The sequence below is a fragment of the Nocardioides pocheonensis genome (genome assembly GCF_003725535.1).
Classification (GTDB): Bacteria; Actinomycetota; Actinomycetes; order Propionibacteriales; family Nocardioidaceae; genus Marmoricola; species Marmoricola pocheonensis.
On the sequence record NZ_RJSF01000003.1, the window covers coordinates 307,905 to 324,889 of the forward strand.

Annotated in this window: 20 protein-coding genes; 13 read left to right on the forward strand and 7 right to left on the reverse strand. The window is 72.4% G+C overall.

Annotated elements, in window-relative coordinates; all coding sequences use genetic code 11:
- Positions 1–49: 49 nt before the first annotated feature.
- Complete coding sequence (locus EFL26_RS01955; RefSeq protein WP_123221181.1) at positions 50–1,972, forward strand: M3 family metallopeptidase; 1,923 nt, start codon at positions 50–52, stop codon at positions 1,970–1,972.
- Positions 1,969–2,901, forward strand: a complete 933-nt coding sequence (nudC, locus tag EFL26_RS01960; RefSeq protein WP_245999950.1) for an NAD(+) diphosphatase — start codon at positions 1,969–1,971, stop codon at positions 2,899–2,901. The genes EFL26_RS01955 and nudC overlap by 4 nt, the downstream gene beginning before the upstream one ends.
- Before the next feature lie 164 nt (positions 2,902–3,065).
- On the opposite strand, the gene EFL26_RS01965 is transcribed toward nudC, so the two are convergent.
- Together EFL26_RS01965 and EFL26_RS01970 are read right to left on the reverse strand one after the other, a co-directional pair.
- Positions 3,066–4,004 carry a threonine/serine dehydratase gene (locus EFL26_RS01965; protein ID WP_123221182.1) on the reverse strand — a complete coding sequence of 313 codons (939 nt, stop codon included), beginning with the start codon at positions 4,002–4,004 and terminating at the stop codon, positions 3,066–3,068.
- A gap of 33 nt (positions 4,005–4,037) precedes the next feature.
- On the reverse strand, positions 4,038–4,319 hold the full coding sequence (locus EFL26_RS01970; protein WP_123221183.1) for a mycoredoxin: 282 nt from the start codon (positions 4,317–4,319) through the stop codon (positions 4,038–4,040).
- Between the two features lie 104 nt (positions 4,320–4,423).
- Between EFL26_RS01970 and EFL26_RS01975 the strand changes: the two genes are divergently transcribed.
- From EFL26_RS01975 to EFL26_RS23990, 5 genes are all read left to right on the forward strand, one after another.
- Positions 4,424–6,541, forward strand: coding sequence for an ATP-dependent DNA helicase UvrD2 (locus tag EFL26_RS01975; RefSeq protein ID WP_123221184.1), 2,118 nt, complete (start codon positions 4,424–4,426; stop codon positions 6,539–6,541).
- A gap of 104 nt (positions 6,542–6,645) precedes the next feature.
- Positions 6,646–6,861, forward strand: coding sequence for a hypothetical protein (locus EFL26_RS01980; RefSeq protein WP_123221185.1), 216 nt, complete (start codon positions 6,646–6,648; stop codon positions 6,859–6,861).
- 143 nt (positions 6,862–7,004) lie between these two features.
- Complete coding sequence (locus EFL26_RS01985) at positions 7,005–7,283, forward strand: WhiB family transcriptional regulator (protein ID WP_123221186.1); 279 nt, start codon at positions 7,005–7,007, stop codon at positions 7,281–7,283.
- Between the two features lie 64 nt (positions 7,284–7,347).
- Positions 7,348–7,512 carry a hypothetical protein gene (locus EFL26_RS01990; protein ID WP_245999951.1) on the forward strand — a complete coding sequence of 55 codons (165 nt, stop codon included), beginning with the start codon at positions 7,348–7,350 and terminating at the stop codon, positions 7,510–7,512.
- A gap of 221 nt (positions 7,513–7,733) precedes the next feature.
- On the forward strand, positions 7,734–7,907 hold the full coding sequence (locus EFL26_RS23990; protein ID WP_183407987.1) for a hypothetical protein: 174 nt from the start codon (positions 7,734–7,736) through the stop codon (positions 7,905–7,907).
- Between the two features lie 74 nt (positions 7,908–7,981).
- Here EFL26_RS23990 and EFL26_RS01995 read toward each other — a convergent pair whose 3' ends face one another.
- From EFL26_RS01995 to EFL26_RS23995, 3 genes are all read right to left on the reverse strand, one after another.
- Entirely contained in the window at positions 7,982–9,307 is a 1,326-nt protein-coding gene (locus tag EFL26_RS01995) for an ABC1 kinase family protein (protein WP_245999953.1), read from the reverse strand.
- Complete coding sequence (locus EFL26_RS02000; protein ID WP_123221188.1) at positions 9,304–10,173, reverse strand: TOMM precursor leader peptide-binding protein; 870 nt, start codon at positions 10,171–10,173, stop codon at positions 9,304–9,306. Before EFL26_RS02000 ends, EFL26_RS01995 begins: the two co-directional genes overlap by 4 nt.
- A gap of 123 nt (positions 10,174–10,296) precedes the next feature.
- Positions 10,297–10,455 carry a DUF5679 domain-containing protein gene (locus EFL26_RS23995; protein WP_183407988.1) on the reverse strand — a complete coding sequence of 53 codons (159 nt, stop codon included), beginning with the start codon at positions 10,453–10,455 and terminating at the stop codon, positions 10,297–10,299.
- Positions 10,456–10,633: 178 nt separating this feature from the next.
- On the opposite strand from EFL26_RS23995, the gene EFL26_RS02005 reads away from it, so the two are divergent.
- The 3 genes from EFL26_RS02005 to EFL26_RS02015 all read left to right on the forward strand — a co-directional run bounded on the left by EFL26_RS02005 (position 10,634) and on the right by EFL26_RS02015 (position 13,314).
- On the forward strand, positions 10,634–11,440 hold the full coding sequence (locus EFL26_RS02005) for an enoyl-CoA hydratase/isomerase family protein (protein ID WP_123221189.1): 807 nt from the start codon (positions 10,634–10,636) through the stop codon (positions 11,438–11,440).
- A 272-nt stretch (positions 11,441–11,712) separates the two neighbouring features.
- Positions 11,713–12,789, forward strand: a complete 1,077-nt coding sequence (locus EFL26_RS02010) for a PHP domain-containing protein (protein WP_123221190.1) — start codon at positions 11,713–11,715, stop codon at positions 12,787–12,789.
- A 9-nt stretch (positions 12,790–12,798) separates the two neighbouring features.
- On the forward strand, positions 12,799–13,314 hold the full coding sequence (locus EFL26_RS02015; RefSeq protein ID WP_123221191.1) for a M48 metallopeptidase family protein: 516 nt from the start codon (positions 12,799–12,801) through the stop codon (positions 13,312–13,314).
- A gap of 31 nt (positions 13,315–13,345) precedes the next feature.
- On the opposite strand, the gene EFL26_RS02020 is transcribed toward EFL26_RS02015, so the two are convergent.
- Together EFL26_RS02020 and EFL26_RS02025 are read right to left on the reverse strand one after the other, a co-directional pair.
- Complete coding sequence (locus EFL26_RS02020; protein ID WP_123221192.1) at positions 13,346–13,897, reverse strand: NUDIX hydrolase; 552 nt, start codon at positions 13,895–13,897, stop codon at positions 13,346–13,348.
- Entirely contained in the window at positions 13,894–15,273 is a 1,380-nt protein-coding gene (locus EFL26_RS02025; RefSeq protein ID WP_123221193.1) for a zinc-dependent metalloprotease, read from the reverse strand. Before EFL26_RS02025 ends, EFL26_RS02020 begins: the two co-directional genes overlap by 4 nt.
- 35 nt (positions 15,274–15,308) lie before the next feature.
- Here EFL26_RS02025 and EFL26_RS02030 point away from each other — a divergent pair, with 35 nt between their 5' ends.
- The 3 genes from EFL26_RS02030 to EFL26_RS02040 form a co-directional block, all read left to right on the forward strand.
- Positions 15,309–15,752, forward strand: coding sequence for a molybdenum cofactor biosynthesis protein MoaE (locus EFL26_RS02030; RefSeq protein ID WP_183407989.1), 444 nt, complete (start codon positions 15,309–15,311; stop codon positions 15,750–15,752).
- A gap of 90 nt (positions 15,753–15,842) precedes the next feature.
- On the forward strand, positions 15,843–16,088 hold the full coding sequence (locus EFL26_RS02035) for a hypothetical protein (RefSeq protein WP_183407990.1): 246 nt from the start codon (positions 15,843–15,845) through the stop codon (positions 16,086–16,088).
- Between the two features lie 26 nt (positions 16,089–16,114).
- Positions 16,115–16,985 (forward strand): YlbL family protein (locus EFL26_RS02040; RefSeq protein ID WP_123221194.1); only part of this gene is annotated, 871 nt, incomplete at its 3' end.

Sequence of the window (16,985 nt, forward strand, 5' to 3'; positions counted from 1 at the left end):
GGTCGAACTCCCGCGACCGGGTCACCGGACACGGGCTAGCCTGCGATCCATGACCGTCCTCGAGCCGATCACGCTGCCCACGACGCCCGAGGGCTGGAGCGACTGGCTCGAGGAGCGCGGACGCGGGTCGCTGCGCGCCGCCGGCGACCGGATCGCGACGCTGAAGAGCGCGACGCCCGGCGACAGCGTCGTGCTGGAGCTGTGGAACGACGCCGCGATCGCCCTCGCGAACGCCTTCGCGACGACCAGCCTGTTCTCCTCCGTCCACCCGGACCCCGAGATCATCGGTCTGGCCGAGACGATCGAGGTCGACGCCCGACGCTTCGCCAGCGACCTGTACCTCGACGCCGCGGTCTTCGCGCAGCTGTCCAGCCTCGTCCCCGACGCGCTGGACGACGGTGGCCGCCGGGTGCTGGCGGACGCGCTGCGCTCGTTCCGCCGGTCGGGCGTGGAGCTCGACGACGACACCCGTGGCCGGCTGCGTGAGCTCAACGAGCGCGAGACCGCACTCGGGCAGGCGTTCTCGCGCAACATCCGCAACGGCCGCCGCGAGGCGCTGGTGCCGCAGGCGGCGCTCGACGGGCTCCCGCCCGACTTCGTCGAGAGCCACCCGGCCGACGAGCAGGGTCGGGTCCGGATCACGACCGAGTATCCCGACGTGCACCCGTTCCTCACCCACAGCCGCGACGCGGAGGCCCGCCGTGCCGTCGCCCTGGAGTACTTCAACCTGGCCTGGCCGGAGAACGACGCGGTCCTGCACGACCTGCTCCGCCTGCGCGACGAGAAGGCGCGCCTGCTCGGCTACCCGTCGTGGCCCGACTTCGACGCCGAGGTCAAGATGATCGGCAGCGGAGCGGCGGTCGAGAAGTTCGTCGACCGGATCGCCGCCGAGGCGTACGACGCCGGCGTCCGCGACCTGGCCGTCCTCGAGGCGCGCGGCGCCCAGGAGGGCATCGAGCGGATCGACCTGTCCAACTGGCGCTACTGCTTCGAGGCGGTCAAGCGCGAGCAGTTCGGCGTGGACAGCCAGGAGGTCCGGCGCTACTTCGACTTCGCGCGGGTGCGCCAGGGGCTGCTCGACGTGACCGGCCGCCTCTTCGGGCTCACCTACGAAGCCGTCGACGTGCCCACCTGGCACGACGAGGTCCGCTCGTACGACGTGCACCTCGACGGTCCCGACGGGACGAGGCAGCGGATCGGGCGGATCCACCTCGACCTGCACCCGCGCGACCGGAAGTACAACCACGCGGCGCAGTTCGACCTCGTGCCCGGCGTACGCGGGCGTCAGCTGCCGGAGGGTGTGCTGGTCTGCAACTTCAGCCGCGGGCTCATGGAGCACCACGAGGTGGTGACCCTCTTCCACGAGTTCGGCCACCTCATGCACCACGTGCTGGCCGGGCGGCACCCGTGGGTGGGCTTCTCCGGCGTGGCGACGGAGTGGGACTTCGTGGAGGCGCCGTCGCAGATGCTCGAGGAGTGGGCCCGCGACGCCAAGGTCCTGCAGCTGTTCGCGGTCGACGCCGACGGCACCCCGATCCCGACCGAGCTGGTCGAGCGCCTCCGGGCCGCCGACGAGTTCGGCAAGGGCTTCCTGGCGCGCACGCAGATGTTCTACGCCGCGCTGTCCTACAAGCTGCACGTCGAGGTGCCCGACGACATCACGGCGCGGATGTTCGAGCTCTACCCGGAGTACAGCCTGGTCGCCCCTCTCGAGGGCACCCACTTCCACACCGGGTTCGGCCACCTCGAGGGGTACGGCTCCGGCTACTACACCTACATGTGGTCGCTGGTGATCGCGAAGGACCTGTTCAGCGCCTTCGACCCCGACGACCTGCTGTCGACCGAGGTCGCGCGCCGCTACCGCGACACCGTGCTGGCGCCCGGCGGGTCGCGTGATGCCGCCGACCTGGTCGCGGACTTCCTGGGCCGGCCCTACGACACCGAGGCGTTCTCGCGGTGGCTGAACCGGTGAGCGCCGCTGGGCACGCGTCGGACGCCGACCAGCGGCCGATCGCGGAGCCGGTGCACATCGCGCTCTCGCGTCAGGCGCACGACCGGATCGCCGACCGGCGGGTCGACGAGGCGTGGTTCGAAGAGGTCTGGGCCGACCCGGCCACACGCGTCCTGGTCATGGCCGGCACCCGCTTCCGCCGGTCGGGCGGCCGCGTGGTGTGGGTCTCGCCGGAGGAGGCGCCGGAGGGCACGCGGGTTCTTCTCGGTGACCTCGGAGGCGTCGTGCATCTCGCCGTCGTGGCCGACCCCGGGCTCGCCGACGAGGAGTGGACCGGCCTGCGGGGCATCGTCGCGGACGTCGACGAGGAGGAGGCCGCACTCGTCGTCCACGCGGTCGGCATCGCCGAGTGGCTCTTCGCGACCCGGCACTGCGCCCGCTGCGGTGGCACGCTGGAGCCGCGGCAGCTGGGGCACGTGCTCCGGTGTGCGAGCTGTGGCCGGGAGGAGTTCCCGCGCACCGACCCGGCGGTGATCATGGTCGTGGTCGACGGCGAGGCCCCCCACGACCGCTGCCTGCTCGGTCGGCACCCGGCCTGGCCGCCGGGCCGCTACTCGACGCTCGCGGGCTTCGTGGAGCCGGGGGAGTCCATCGAGCAGGCCGTGCGCCGCGAGGTCCTCGAGGAGGCCGGCGTCCATGTCGGCGAGGTCGCGTACTTCGGCAGCCAGCCCTGGCCGCTCCCGCGCAGCCTGATGATCGGCTGCGTCGCCCGCGCGGAGTCCACGGAGATCTCGGTCGACGGCGAGGAGATCGAGGACGCCCGCTGGTTCACCCGCGAGCAGATGCGCTCGGAGGCCGAGGCCGGCACGCTGGTCCTGCCCGGCGGGGTCTCGATCTCGCGCTCCCTGGTCGAGCACTGGTACGGCGGCCCGCTGCCCGGCAGCTGGTGAGCGAGGACGCGCCAGCGGACTCGATCGTCGGTGGTTGATTTCGGCAGGTGGTTCCTGAGCCTGCCGAAGGGCTCAATCCGGCGGACCAGCGAGTTCGGCCGAGGCACGAGGCAGAAACCGAGCGTGCCGAAACCTGCGAGGACGCGCCAGGCAGGACTCGACGTTCAGGCCAGGTCCGACGGATCCGTGTTCGCGCCGCACAGCACGATCCCGACCCGCTCGTCGGCAGCCGGTCGGTAGCGACCCGACGCCAGTGCAGCCCAGGCCGCGGCCGCGCCGTGCTCGACGACGATCCGCCACCGCGACCACAGCATCGCGCGGGCCTCGACAAGATCGTCGTCGCTGACGAGCACGCTCCGCACTCCCGTGCGGGTCGCGACGTCGAAGGCGATGTCTCCGAGCCGGCGGGCGCCCAGGGAGTCGGCCGCAATGCCCGACACGGCGACGTCGACGGGACGGCCCTCCTCGAGGGCCCGGCTCAGCGTGGGTGCGGTCTCCGGCTCCACGCCGACCACCCGGGCCCGTCCCTCGAGGGCCGCGGCCACCCCGGCCATCAGGCCCCCGCCACCCACCGCGACGAGCACCGTGTCGAGCCCGTCCGGCACCTGCTCGAGCAGCTCGAGCGCGAGGGTGCCCGCGCCTGCGGCGATGTCGGGCTGGTCGTACGCGTGGCAGAGCAGGGCGCCGGTGCGAGCGGCGGCCCGCTGGGCTGCGTCCTGCGCCGCGGCGTACTCGGAGCCCTCGAGCACGACCGAGGCCCCGAGCTCCTCGAGCCGGGCGACCTTGAAGGCCGGCGCCGTCTCGGGCACGAACACCGTGGCGGGGACGCCGAGCCGCGCCGCCGCGTAGGCGTTCGCCACGCCCGCATTGCCGCCCGAGGCGACCACGATCCCGACGGCCGGGTCGAGCTCGCCGTCGGCCTGCGCCCGCAGGATCCGGTTGAGGGCACCTCGCGCCTTGAACGTGCCGGTGTGCTGCAGCTGCTCCAGCTTGAAGCAGGCGTGCCCTCCGAACAGGTCCCGGTCGAGCTCGAGCACGGGAGTGGTGCGGACCCGGCCCCGGATGCGCTCCCGCGCAGCCAGCACGTCCGAGCGGTCGATCACGCGACGACCCTAGCCGGGCACGCGCTGCCGGGGTCAGGCAGCGAAGTCGGCGAGCTTCGCCTTCACCTGGGCCAGCGACGGGTTCGTCTGCGCGCTGCCGTCGGGGAAGACGAGGGTCGGCACGGTCTGGTTGCCACCGTTGACCGCCATCACCAGGTCGGCGGCCTCGGGGTCCCGCTCGATGTCGACGACGTCGTACTCGATGCCTTCACGGTCCAGCTGGCTCTGCAGGCGGTGGCAGTACCCGCACCACGGGGTGGAGTACATCGTCAGGCGACCGCTCGGACCGGACTGCTCGTGGATGTGGGTGGACATCGGGTTGTGTCGCTCCTCGCAACTAGGCTTCCCCCATCCAACCAACGCATGGGGTGAAACATTTCCGAGCGAGGCCACGCAGCGAGTCCAGACCGGGGGAGCCGATGAGCGCGGAGCGGCTCCTCGAGGCTCTCGACCCCGAGCAGCGCCAGGTCGCGGAGGCCCTGCGTGGGCCCGTCCGCGTGCTCGCGGGGGCGGGCACAGGCAAGACCCGCGCGATCACGCACCGCATCGCGTACGGCGTCGCGACCGGCACCTACAACCCCGCCGAGGTCCTCGCCGTGACGTTCACCACGCGCGCCGCGGGCGAGATGCGCACGCGCCTGCGTGCGCTCGGTGCGCCAGGCGTGCAGGCCCGCACGTTCCACTCCGCGGCGCTGCGGCAGGTCCGCTGGTTCTGGCCGAAGGTCTACGGCGGTGAGCCGCCTCAGCTGATGGACTCCAAGATCCCGGTCGTCGCCGGTGCGGCGCGGCGCAACCGCATCCAGGTCGACCAGGGCACCTTGCGCGACCTCGCCAGCGAGATCGAGTGGGCCAAGGTCAGCAACGTGCGTCCGGACGCCTACGAGCAGATCGCGCCCACCCGCAACCGCGAGGTCAGCGGCCTGGACGCCGGCACGGTGGCCCACGTCTTCGCCACCTACGAGGAGCTCAAGCGCGAGCAGGGTCGGATGGACATGGAGGACGTCCTGCTCATCGGCGCCGCCCTGCTCACCGAGGACGACCGCGTGGCGGCCACGGTCCGCCAGCAGTACAAGTGGTTCGTCGTCGACGAGTACCAGGACGTCAGCCCGATCCAGGCGACCCTCCTCGACCTGTGGCTCGGCGGGCGCGACGAGATCTGCGTCGTGGGTGATCCGGCACAGACGATCTACTCGTTCGCCGGTGCGCGGGCGGCGTACCTCGGCGAGTTCGTGCGCACGCACCCGCGGGCGACCAGCGTCGAGCTGGTGCGCAACTACCGCTCGACCCCGCAGGTCATCGAGACCGCCAACGCGCTGCTCAAGGGCACCTCGACCGGTGCCGTCTCCCTGCGCGCCCAGCAGCCGTCCGGTGACGCCGTGACCTGGCGCGAGCTGCCCGACGAGGTCGCCGAGGCCGACGCGGTGGCCGACCACATCGTGCGGCTGCAGCGCGAGGGCGTGCCGCTGCGCGAGATGGCGGTGCTGTTCCGGATCAACGCCCAGTCGGAGAACTTCGAGGAGGCGCTGGCGTCCCGCTCGATCCCGTACGTCGTCCGCGGCGCCGCGCGCTACTTCGAGCGCCCCGAGGTCCGCCAGGCGCTCGCGCTCCTCCGGGCGAGCGCGCGCGCCGGCGAGGCGGCGGCCGAGCGCGGTGACGCCCTGGTCAGCCAGGTCAGCGGCGTCCTCGCCGGCATGGGCTGGTCGACGGAGGCACCCGCCGCGCGCGGACAGGCCCGCGACCGGTGGGAGTCGCTGACCGCGCTGGTCTCCCAGGCCGAGGAGTACGCCGCCGGCGACGTGGCTCCGACTCTCCAGGGCTTCGTCGCCGAGCTCGACCGGCGCGCCCACGAGCAGCACGCGCCGGTCGCCGAGGGCGTCACGCTCGCGACGCTGCACGCCGCGAAGGGCCTCGAGTGGGACGCCGTGTTCCTGGCCGGCCTCCAGGACGGCTCGATGCCGATCAGCTACGCCACCACGCCCGAGGCGGTCGAGGAGGAGCGTCGGCTGCTGTACGTCGGCGTGACCCGCGCCCGCAAGCACCTGAGCCTGTCCTGGTCGCTGGCCCGCAACCCGGGCGGCCAGGCCCGGCGCAAGCCCTCGCGGTTCCTGGCCGGTCTGCGCCCCGAGTCGGCCACGGACCGGGCGACGGTCCAGACCAGCGGGTCCTCGAGCCGGCGTCGTTCCAAGGCCTCGGTCTGCAAGATGTGCCGCCGTCCGCTGGCCACGGCGCGGGAGCGCAACCGGGGCTACTGCTCGGAGTGCCCGCTGCCCTACGACGAGTCCCTGTTCGAGTCGCTCAAGCAGTGGCGCAAGCAGCGTGCGGACGCCGAGAGCGTGCCGGCGTTCGTGGTGTTCTCCGACGCGACGCTCGAGGCGCTCGCCGAGGTGCGCCCCACCGATCGCAAGGGCCTGCTCCGGGTCAACGGCATCGGCGCGGCCAAGCTCGAGCGTTACGCCGACGACGTGCTCGCCGTGCTGGCCGGTGCGACCGCCTCCGGCAGCGGCGACGGCGACTCGGAGAACGCGACCGGTAAATGATTTGCACGCCCGGTGAGGGCAGGCGTAGTTTACCGACCACGCCAAATGCGCCAGACGGCCCTGACAAGGCCGGCGCCGAAGACTCCGGAGGAGGTGCGACACCCATGAGCAACACCACGAGCTGGCACAACACCGTGATGCGGATGCGCTTCGTCGCGCCCACTCACGGTTTCGGCATGGGTGACGTCTGCCCGCAGGCCACTGGCTACACCTCCGGCTTCTCCGGCGGCGCCGCCATCGCCACGCGCAAGCGCCACCTCGATGCCGCCCAGGCCACCCCGGTGACGGGCCGCACGCCTTGGAGTCCACCAGTCACATGAGTCCAACTCATCGACCGGCACCTCCAAGGCCGCGGAACCCGAACCAAACGGGATCCGCGGCCTTCTTGTTTCTCCAGGAAGCCGCGGACCTCTCCGAGACACAGATTTCCCGACGCGATCGACACAGGAGAAGGAGGTGACAGATGAGTACGAGCGTTCTCGGCTCGTCGAGTGGAGTCGATGAGGACCTGCTGCCGTGTCGTGCCAACGACGCGGAGCTGTTCTTCGCCGAGTCCCCCAGCGACGTGGAGCTGGCGAAGGCGCTGTGCCAGGACTGCCCCGTGAGGGTGGAGTGCCTCGCCGGCGCCCTCGAGCGGCGCGAACCATGGGGCGTCTGGGGCGGTGAGCTGTTCCTTCAGGGAGTGGTGATCCCCCGCAAGCGCCCTCGTGGCCGGCCTCGCAAGAACCCCGTGGCCGCCTGAAGCGCCCCACCGAACGAAACGGACGACAACCCAGATGAAGACCTACACCGATCGGAGCAAGAAGATGAGTTTCCTCGCAGAGGACCTGGCTCGGGCTCATATGAGCTCGCGCCTCGAGCAGGCGCGGATGGCACGGCGCGGGCGTGAGCTCGCCGCGGCCCGGCGCCTCTCCCGCAAGGCCGAGCGCGCCGCTGCCCAGGCGCGTCTGGCCCTCGCCCGCATGATGTGAATCAGCACCGACTTCTCGTCGATCGCGGGAATCGAGGCCGGGTCGGTGGCGACAGTTCGCCACCGACCCGGCCTTCGCCATGTCGAGTGGGCAGTTCGTTCCCGTCGAGTTGGCAGTTCGTGCCCTTTGAGTTGGCAGTTGGTCCCCCTCAAGCGGTACGAACTCCCCACTCGACGGGACGAACCCCCAACTCAACAGGTCGGCGGCGATACGGTGGCGCCATGGCAGCCGGTGCGGTCACGTGCGCGTTCTGCGGCAAGGTCAGCGAGGGCGAGGCGCCGCCGCTGACCTGGACGTCGGCGGTCGAGCAGGGGCGAACCAAGTGGTTCTGCGACTCCTGCTCCCGCGAGCACCTGCGGTCCATGGAGTCCAAGCTCGACAGCGAGTGGTGGTGAGGTGGTTTCGGCAGGCTCAACCACCGGTGGTTGAGCCCTTCGGCAAGCTCAGGAACCACCTGCCCGAAACCACCTCACTCGGCGAAGCCGGGGAGTGACTCCTCGAGGATCTGACGGAAGGGGAGTGTGGCGCCGAGCTGGCTGAGCACGCCGACGCCGCCCACCCAGGTGCGGTGGATCAGCAGGTACGCCGGCGGCAGGTTCAGCCGCATCATCACCGGGTAGGCGTCGCCGCGGGGGTCGTTGATCCGCTTGAACTGCTCCTGCATCCAGGCTCGCGAGAACGTGAACGTCTCCGACCTCGCCGGCTCGATGAAGGGTGCGAGGTAGGACCGGAGCCGGTCGGCGTCGACGCGCACGTTCTCCTTGATGAACCCCTCGTCCCGCAACGCCTCGACCAGCTGGTCGTAGTCGTCGAGGCAGGCGATCCGGATCAGGGAGCCGTACGCGCGGGGCAGGCTGCGCTCGGGCAGGCGCGCGACCGCGCCGTAGTCGAGCACGCCCAGGCGTCCGGGCGACCCGTCGGCCTGGGGGAGCAGCCGGAAGTTGCCCGGGTGCGGGTCGGCGTGCAGCATCCCGGTGCGGGCCGGACCGCCGAACATGAACCGCACGTAGAGCTCGCCGTAGTGGTCGCGCTCCTCCTGGGTGCCGTCGCGGATCACCTGGGCGAGCGACGCCGGGCTGTCCACCCATTCCGTGACCAGCACCTGGGAGGCGACCGCGACGACGTCGGGGACGAGGATGGAGGGGTCGCCGGCGTACTCCGCGGCGAACACCCGCTGGGCCTCGGCCTCGAGGTGGTAGTCGAGCTCCTCCTCGACGCGCGCCTGCAGCTCCTCGACGAGCGGCTTGACGTCGATCCCGGGGAAGGCCGGCCCGAGGCTGCGAGCGACCCGCGAGAGCTGGCGCAGGTCGCTGCGCAGCGCGTCGGCGGCGCCCGGGTACTGCACCTTGACGGCGACGTCGCGCCCGTCCCAGCGGGCCCGGTGGACCTGTCCGATGGAGGCGGCGGCCGCGGGCACCGGGTCGAGATCGGTGAGGTGGGAGCGGTAGTCCGCGCCGAGCTCGCGAGCCAGGATCTCCCGGACGGTGATGGTCGGCATCGGGGGAGCGGAGTCCTGCAGCCGGGTGAGCTGGTCGCGGTACGGCGCGGCGAGGTCCTCCGGGAGGGCCGCTTCGAAGATCGACAGCGCCTGGCCGACCTTCATCGCCCCGCCCTTGAGCTCGCCGAGGGTGCGGAAGAGCTGCTCGGCGGTGCGCTGCTGGAGCTCGCCGAACACCACCTCGGCCGGCGCGCCACCCATCCGCTTGCCCAGGCCGAGCGCCGTGCGGCCGGCGTACCCGAGCGGCAACGCCGCCAGGCGGGCGGTGCGGGCGACGGCGTTGCGGGGGGTGCTCACCCCACCATTGTGCGGGAAGGGTGTGCGTCCGACGACCAGCCGCAGCCGCAGGCGGGGTGTCGCAGCCACTCGGTCTGGGTGAGCGCAGCCAGCGCGGGCTCGATCCGGACCGTGCTGGACCACGTCGACGGGCGCCCGCCCTCGACGTGCGTGACCAGGTCGCGCACCGCCCAGGCGAGTGCGAGCGTGCCCAGCGCGGTGTCGACGGGCTCGGCGACGCCGTCCTGCCGGGCGGCGCGGGCGGCGGCGTGCCGGGCCACCAGGGTCGTCGCCGAGGGATCGTCGACCAGGCGGTGTGCGTCGCTGCAGCGCAGGCAGGCCGTGCGCCCCGGTACGACGAACGGGCCGACGAGCACGGCGCCCTCGACGAGCCGGACGAGCAGGTGCGGGGTGCCGGTGCGGACCAGCGCGTCCAGCTCGACCCGGTCGATCTCGCCGAGGGAGAGCACGAGCACGGCGGTGGGCCCGCCGTCGGGTCGGTCGGTGACGGGGAGGCCGACGGCATCGAGCAGACGGGTGGGGTCGAGGTCAGGGACGATGCCCTGGACGGCGACCCGGGCGCTGCGGCGCGCCGCGAGCCGGTCGCGGTAGCCGGAGTGGTCCTGCGCCGCCACGGCAGCGACGTCGCCGACCGCGAAGCCGGGGGTCAGCAGGCCGGTGCCGTCCACGAGGACCGGGGCGAGCGCGTCGAGGACGGCTCTGGTCTCGGCATCCCCGGGCACGGCCTCTCCGCGGACGAGGTGGTCGAGCGTGCGGCGTACCGGCTCGGTGTCGGGCACGCAGACCTCCGGTCGCAGCCCCACCTGAAGCTCGGTCCGCGACCGGCGCAGCACACGGAGGCCGGGGGCGAGGACCGGGCGCAACATGGTCCAGGAGCGTAGGCACGCGCCGCCGGTGGCGCGAACGGTCGTCCACAGGCAAGAAACAGCGCAACGGCGGGACCCACGAGGTGGGTACCGCCGTTGCGCTGTTGCTTCGGGTCGGTCGGGTCAGGCCCGGCCGAGGATGCGGTTCAGCTTCGTGCCGCACACGGGGCAGGTGGCCTTGGCCATCTTGGTGCCCTTGTCGTTGACCTCGATGGTGCCCTCGGCCTCACGCTTTTCCTTGCACTTCACGCAATAGAACTCGCCGCTCCAGGTCTCCGCCATGACGGCCTCCTTGATCCATGTTGCTCTGGTCGTCGCGGCGGGAGTCTGGGGGAAGACCCGCCGGGGTCCAGTTTTGGGACCGGTTCGACCCTAGACCACGGGTCCACGCATTTCGCGCAGGGGGAGCCCGTTCGGGGGTGTGTCCTTTTACGGGTGTTCCGGCCGTTAATCTCCGCTCATGACCGCCGAGTCGCCCTCCTTGACCCATCTCCGGCTGGAGCGCCCGTCCCCGGGAGTCGCCCGCCTGGTGCTGGACAACCCCGGCCAGCGCAACGCGATGTCCGCCGACATGACCCGGTCGTGGGGCCTGGCGATCGACGCTCTGGCCGCCGACCGCGACCTGCGGGTGGTGGTCGTCACCGGGGAGGGCAGCGCGTTCTGCTCGGGCGGTGACCCGCGGTGGATCGCCGGCGAGCCGGACGCCACGGTCGACCAGCTGCGCACCCGGATGATCGGGTTCTACCGCGCCTGGCTGGCGATCCGGGCCCTGGAGGTCCCGACGATCGCGGCGGTCAACGGCCCCGCCGTGGGCGCCGGGCTCTGCCTCGCGCTGGCCTGCGACCTCCGGTACGCCGCGGCCGGCGCGACCCTGAGCGCGCCGTTCGTCCGGCTCGGCATGAACCCCGGCATGGCGTCGACGTACCTGCTCCCGGACGTGGTCGGTGACGCCCACGCCCGCGAGCTGCTGCTCACCGGACGCAGCGTGCACGCAGAGGAGGCCCGCCAGCTCGGCATGGTCAGCCGCGTCTTCGCCGACGACGCCTTCGCCGCGGAGGTGCAGCAGATCGCCGAGGGGATCGCCGCGACCGCGCCGATCGCCAGCCGGTACACGACGGTCTCGCTGCGCGGCGGCGGCCACCGCGACCTGGAGTCCGCGATCCAGTGGGAGGCGCTCGCGCAGCCGATCACGCTGGCCACCGAGGACCTCCAGGAAGGCGTGCGCGCCGCGCGCGAGAAGCGCCCGCCGCAGTTCCGCAACGCCTGAGCACACCCGGCCCGGGTGCGGGGACGCAGAAGGCCCCCGACCGCCGCCGTTCGGTGCTTGCCTTCCCCTTGCGAACACGTGCCCGGCGATGGTCGAGGGCCTCTTCTGGCGCCACGCTAGGCGAGCGTCGCAACCCGGTCAATCCGCCGCCCCGTACTGGCGTGGACCAGCTTCTCCACGGCCTGTGGACAACCCTGTGGACGACGTGTGGACAGCCGGGGGATCGCTGTGGAGGACGCCATGATCGGGCCGGGTTGGGGAGAATCGCCCGCATGGCAGCACCCACACCCGCGTACGCCGACGGACCCGTCGCCGCGCTGCGCCGGATCGCCTTCCTGCTCGAGCGCACCAGGGCCGAGACCTACAAGGTCAAGGCGTTCCGGGCGGCGGCCGCGACGATCCTGCCGCTGGACCCCGAGGAGGTGGCGACCCGGGCCCGCGAGGGGACGCTCCGCGAGCTCGCCGGCATCGGTGCGTCGACCGCCGAGGTGATCGCCCAGGCGGTCGAGGGACGCGTCCCGGCCCGACTGGCCCGGCTGGAGGAGGAGGCGGGAGGCGCTCTCGTCGACGGGGGCGACGGCATCCGTGGCGCGCTGCGCGGCGACCTGCACTCCCACAGCGACTGGTCCGACGGAGGCTCGCCGATCGAGGAGATGGCGTTCACCGCGATCGAGCTCGGCCACGAGTACCTCGTGCTCACCGACCACTCGCCGCGGCTGACGGTCGCGAACGGCCTCTCGGTCGCGCGCCTGCGCCAGCAGCTCGAGGTCGTCGAGGCGGTCAACGCGCACCTGGTCGCGGCCGGGTCCACCGCCGGCACCGGCTTCCGGCTCCTCAAGGGCATCGAGGTCGACATCCTCGACGACGGCAGCCTCGACCAGACCGACGAGATGCTCTCCGCCCTGGACGTCCGGGTCGCCTCGGTGCACTCGAAGCTCGCGATGGACAAGGACGCGATGACCCGGCGCATGGTCAACGCGGTCGCGAACCCGTTCACCAACGTGCTCGGGCACTGCACCGGCCGGCTGGTCACCGGCAACCGGGGGATCCGGGCCCAGTCGCAGTTCGACGCCCGCCGGGTGTTCGAGGCCTGCGTCGAGCACGACGTCGCCGTGGAGATCAACGCCCGACCCGAGCGGCGCGACCCGCCGACGCGGCTGCTGCAGCTCGCGATCGACGTCGGGTGCCTCTTCTCGATCGACTCGGACGCCCACGCGCCCGGGCAGCTCGACTTCCAGGTCTACGGGTGCGCGCGTGCCGAGGAGCTCGGGCTGGACCCCGACCGGATCGTGAACACGTGGCCGGCCGACCGGTTGTTGTCGTGGGCAAGTGGGGGAGCGGGGAGGTAACTTCTCGCCATGAAGCCCGAGGTCGAGGTGCGTCGTTCGCACCGGCGGACGCGCACCGTGTCGGCGTACCGCAAGGACGGCAAGGTCATCGTGATGATCCCGGCCCGGTTCACCCGGGCAGAAGAGTCCGAATGGGTCGACACCATGCTCGGCAAGCTGATCCGCAGCGAGCAGCGCGGCCGGCGCACCGACGAGCAGCTGATGCGCCGGGCCCGCGAGCTCGGTCGCGACTACCTCCACGGCCGGGTGGCGCCGCGCTCGGTGCGCTGGGTCTCCAACATGACGACGCGGTGGGGGTCGTGCACGACGGGTGAGGGCACGATCCGCCTGTCCGACCGGCTCCAGGGCATGCCCGTCTGGGTCATCGACTACGTGCTGCTGCACGAGCTCGCCCACCTGATCGAGCCGAGCCACAACGCGCGCTTCTGGCACTGGGTGGACAAGTACCCGCGCGCCGAGCGCGCGAAGGGCTACCTCGAGGGCGTCGCGGCGGCGGCGAACCTCCAGCTCGACGCCTGCGACTGAGCCCGGGCTCCCGGGGACACCCCGGCCGGGCTCACGCGTGCTGGCGCAGCCGCTCGCCGGCCAGACGGATCAGGTCGAGCATGTCCGGCTCGTCGGTCGGCACGTCGTCGACCGCGAACCACTGCAGGTCGAGCGACTCGTCGCTGACCACCGGCTCGCTGCTCGTCCCCAGGCGAGCCAGGAAGCGTACGTCGAAGTGCCGCACCGTGCCGCGGGGGCTGCAGAAGCCCACCTCGTGGAGGGAGAGGTGCACCGGGTCGGGGTCGACGACCAGGTCGGGCAGGCCGGACTCCTCGGTGCCCTCACGGAGCGCCGCTCCGGCGAGCGTGGTGTCCTCCGGCTCGAGGTGGCCGCCGAACGCGAACCAGCGGCGAGCCTTGCGGTGCAGGTTGAGCAGCACCTGCGTGCCGTCGTGGGAGAGCACGAGGGCGCCGGCGGTGAGGTGGTCGGGGAAGCAGGCCTTCTCGAGGCCGTCCGGGCGACGGCGCAGGTGCTCGACGTACTGCTCGCGCAGCAGCTCCTGGGCGTCGTCCGGCGCCGACCAGCCCTCGAGCACGGCCAGCGCGTCCGCGTGCAGGCTCACCGGGGGTCGTCGGAGCCGGGCGCGTCGTCGGTCGGACCCGGTTCGCCGGTGTCGCCGGCCTCGCTGTCGAGCAGCTCGGCGACGGCCTGCTCGAACGCCTCGTCGCTGAGCTCCTCCGGGTTGCCGACGTCCTCACGGAAGCCGAGCGGGTCGTCGAGGTCGGCGGCGGTCGGCAGCAGGTCGGGGTGCGCCCACACCGCGTCGCGCGCCTCGTGGCCCTGGCGCGAACGGAGCGATCCCCACAGCGCGGAGGCGTCGCGGAGCCGGCGCGGCCGCAGCTCGAGCCCGACCAGCGCCGCGAAGGTCTCCTCGGCAGGTCCACCGGCCGCACGGCGCCGCCGGATCGCCTCCTGCAGCTTGGCGGCGGCGGGCATCCGCTGGGCGGTGGCCTGACCGACCACCTCGTCGACCCAGCCCTCGACCAGGGCGAGGGTCGTCTCGAGCCGGGTCAGAGCGGCCTCCTGCGCCGGCGTCTTCTTCGGCTCGAAGAGGCCGCCGTCGAGGGCGGCCTGGAACGCCGCCGGGTTGGTGGGGTCCAGCTGGCCGAGCGACTCCTCGATGCCGGAGACGTCGATCGTGACGCCGCGGCCGAAGGCCTCGACCGCGGAGATCAGGTGGTCGCGCAGCCACGGCACGTGCGCGAACAGGCGCTGGTGCGCGGCCTCGCGCAGCGCCAGGTAGAGCAGCACGTCGTCCTCGGTGACGTCGAGGCCGTCGGCGAACTCCGCGATGTTGTGCGGCAGCAGCGCCGCCTTGCCGGCAGGTCCGAGCGGCAACCCGATGTCGGAGGCGGTGAGCACCTCGCCCGCGAGGCCGCCGAGCGCCTGCCCGACCTGCTGGCCGAACATCGCGCCGCCGGCCTTGCCGATCATGCCGATCAGGGGGCCCGCCATCGCGCGCGCCTCCTCGGGGATCGCACTGCCCATCGCGCCCACGACGTGCTGGGCGACGGGCTCCACCAGCACCCGCCACACGTCGGTCGTCTGCTCGATCCAGTCCGCGCGGCTCCAGGCGGCCGTGGTGGTGATGCCCGAGGGCAGGGTGGTCGTGTCGTCGAGCCAGTGGTCGGCGAGGCGGAAGGCGTCGGCGACGCGGTTGCGGGCCGCGCTGTCGGGCGTCGGGTCCGGCTCCTGGGCCGACGTACGCCGGGCGATGTCGATGGCGAGCGGCCAGTTGACCGGTCCGTCGTAGGGCTGCATCAGGGACTGCATCTGGCCCATCAGCGCGCCGAGGTCCAGGCCACCGAGGTCGGGCATGCCGCCGCCACCGAAGGCGCCGAAGATCTGCTCGAAGGGGGTGCCCTTGAAGGGGTTGTCGCCGCGGTTCTCGGGGCCTTCGTCAGGTGTCCCCGAGCCGCTTCCGGCGTCGTTGCTCATGGCTCCAAGTTACCGGGCTCATCTAGGCTTGTGGGGTGACCACGACCTCCTCCCGAGCCACGACCGTGCGCCTGGTCGCCGTGCGCGAGGACCCACTCGAGCCGGGCGAGGTCGTCGCCGCCGTCTCCGACGCCGCGGCGGGCGGTCTCGCGGTCTTCGTCGGCACGGTCCGCGACCACGACGGCGGCCAGGACGTGCAGCGCCTGGAGTACTCCGCGCACCCCACGGCCGAGGCCAGGCTGGCCGAGGTCGCGGCCGAGGTGGCCGAGGAGTTCGACGTCGTGGCCGTCGCCGCGACCCACCGGGTGGGGGTCCTCGAGATCGGCGACGTCGCGGTGGTCTCCGCGGTCTCGGCGGCTCACCGGGACACCGCCTTCGCGGCCTCGCGCGCGCTGATCGACCGGCTCAAGGCGCGCGTCCCGATCTGGAAGCACCAGGTGTTCGCCGACGGCACCGACGAGTGGGTGGACAGCCCCTAGCCGCACACCTGGCCGGCCCGACCTCGCCCGATCGCAGGCGGGCCCGCGTGTTGGCGGCACCCAAGCACGTGGGGTCGTCATCATGGGGACGTGGAGATCCTGCTCTGGCTGCTGCCCTCGGTCGTGGTGACGTGCGCCGCGATGGCCTGGGTGGGCTGGGTCGGCAGGGAGCGCCCCGAGCGCGAGCGGTCCGAGGCGGACCTGCAGCGCCTGGCCGAGGCGATCAGGCGTCCGGTGCCCGACGAGCGTCGCCGGCCGCGTCAGCGGGAGCGGAGCACCGGGGTGGCCCAGCGGCGGGAGCCTTCCCGGCGCGACCAGACCCGCCGGTCCGCCTAGTTGTGCTCGTTTGAGAGGCTGACGCCATGAGTCGCCGCACGGTTGCAGGCCTGCTCGCGCTCGGCTTGCTCCTCGTGCTCCTCGTCGTGGCGTGGCGCACTCCGGTCAACTACGTGACCTTCCGGCCCGGGCCGACGATGAACGTGCTCGGCCGGTACGACGGCAAGACGATCGTCACGGTCAGCGGCCATCAGAGCTACCGCGACAGCGGCGCGCTGCGGATGGTCACGGTCTACCCGAGCGGCCCGGACGAGAACATCAGCCTGCTCAACCTGGTGTACGGCTGGGTCGACCCGGACATCGCGGTGCTGCCCAAGGACGCCGTGTACCAGCCCGACGAGACCGGGGACAGCGCCCACGAGCAGTCGGCGATCGAGATGACCTCGTCGCAGGACAACGCGACCGCTGCGGCGCTGTCCACCCTCGGCATCGGCTACCAGACCGAGGTGCAGGTCAGCGAGGTCGCCCGTGACGGCGCGTCGGTCGGCAAGCTGCAGAAGGGCGACGTGCTCCTGGCGGTCAACGGCACCAAGACGTCCGATCCCACCCAGCTGGTCACGCTGATCCGCGCGATCAAGCCCGGTACGCCGACCCAGCTGACGGTCCGGCGCGACGGCGCCGAGCGCACCGTGACCGTCACGACGAAGGCCGACCCGCAGGACAAGACGGCCTCGCGCGTCGGCATCGGGATCCGGCAGTCGTTCCGGTTCCCGTTCCAGGTCAAGGTCCAGCTGCCCGGCACCGTCGGCGGCCCGTCCGCCGGGATGATGTTCGCGCTGGCGATCTACGACGTGCTCACACCCGGCTCGCTCACGGGTGGCAAGGTGATCGCGGGCAGCGGCGAGATCAGCCCGGACGGCACCGTCGGCGAGATCGGCGGCATCGGCCAGAAGCTCC

Bases quoted from the DNA above. Each gene is read 5' to 3' on its own strand.
- EFL26_RS23995 (WP_183407988.1), bottom strand. From the start codon at position 10,455: ATGGCGGAGACCTGGAGCGGCGAGTTCTATTGCGTGAAGTGCAAGGAA.
- EFL26_RS01990 (WP_245999951.1), top strand. From the start codon at position 7,348: ATGAGTTTCCTCGCAGAGGACCTGGCTCGGGCTCATATGAGCTCGCGC.
- EFL26_RS02005 (WP_123221189.1), top strand. From the start codon at position 10,634: ATGACCGCCGAGTCGCCCTCCTTGACCCATCTCCGGCTGGAGCGCCCG.
- EFL26_RS23990 (WP_183407987.1), top strand. From the start codon at position 7,734: ATGGCAGCCGGTGCGGTCACGTGCGCGTTCTGCGGCAAGGTCAGCGAG.
- EFL26_RS01955 (WP_123221181.1), top strand. From the start codon at position 50: ATGACCGTCCTCGAGCCGATCACGCTGCCCACGACGCCCGAGGGCTGG.
- EFL26_RS01980 (WP_123221185.1), top strand. From the start codon at position 6,646: ATGAGCAACACCACGAGCTGGCACAACACCGTGATGCGGATGCGCTTC.
- EFL26_RS02025 (WP_123221193.1), bottom strand. From the start codon at position 15,273: ATGAGCAACGACGCCGGAAGCGGCTCGGGGACACCTGACGAAGGCCCC.
- EFL26_RS02000 (WP_123221188.1), bottom strand. From the start codon at position 10,173: ATGTTGCGCCCGGTCCTCGCCCCCGGCCTCCGTGTGCTGCGCCGGTCG.
- EFL26_RS02015 (WP_123221191.1), top strand. From the start codon at position 12,799: ATGAAGCCCGAGGTCGAGGTGCGTCGTTCGCACCGGCGGACGCGCACC.
- EFL26_RS02010 (WP_123221190.1), top strand. From the start codon at position 11,713: ATGGCAGCACCCACACCCGCGTACGCCGACGGACCCGTCGCCGCGCTG.
- EFL26_RS01985 (WP_123221186.1), top strand. From the start codon at position 7,005: ATGAGTACGAGCGTTCTCGGCTCGTCGAGTGGAGTCGATGAGGACCTG.
- EFL26_RS01975 (WP_123221184.1), top strand. From the start codon at position 4,424: ATGAGCGCGGAGCGGCTCCTCGAGGCTCTCGACCCCGAGCAGCGCCAG.
- EFL26_RS01970 (WP_123221183.1), bottom strand. From the start codon at position 4,319: ATGTCCACCCACATCCACGAGCAGTCCGGTCCGAGCGGTCGCCTGACG.